Below are 414 nucleotides of genomic sequence, written 5' to 3'. Positions count from 1 at the left end.
GGGCATCTGAGCATCGGGCTTCACCCGCTGCTGGCGTCCGCGCACTAAGATTGCGCCGTGCCCGCCGGCCGGCGGGGCCTGCTGGAAGACACCGATGCGCAACGATCCCTTTTCCCGCTCGCCGCAAGGCCCGCAGCGGCGCGGCCTGTTCGGCAACATCCGCTGGTGGGTGCTGCTGCTGGCGGCGGGCTATGCGGTGTTCTACTGGTTCTCCAATCGCACGGTCGATCCCTACACCGGCGAGAAGGTGATGATCGACAGCAGCCTGGATGCGCGCCAGGAGACCGCGCTCGGGCTGCAGGCCTACCAGCAGATCCTGTCGCAGGAACGGCCGATGGATCCGAATGCGCCGATCGCGCGTGATGTGCGCGACATCGCCCAGCGCCTGATCGCCAAGGTGGACGTGGTGGAGAC

At 67.6% G+C, this 414-nt stretch carries 1 protein-coding gene; it reads left to right on the top strand.

From position 1 onward, the window contains the following. Positions 1-94: 94 nt before the first annotated feature. Positions 95-414: hypothetical protein (locus NQ018_RS11340; RefSeq protein ID WP_257061033.1), on the top strand; the 320-nt coding region annotated here is incomplete at its 3' end.

This window comes from Corynebacterium kozikiae (assembly GCF_024580965.1).
GTDB classification, from domain to species: Bacteria; Actinomycetota; Actinomycetes; order Mycobacteriales; family Mycobacteriaceae; genus Corynebacterium; species Corynebacterium kozikiae.
Note: the sequence above shows the minus strand (reverse complement) of the source record. Positions and strands in the feature narration are given on the sequence as shown.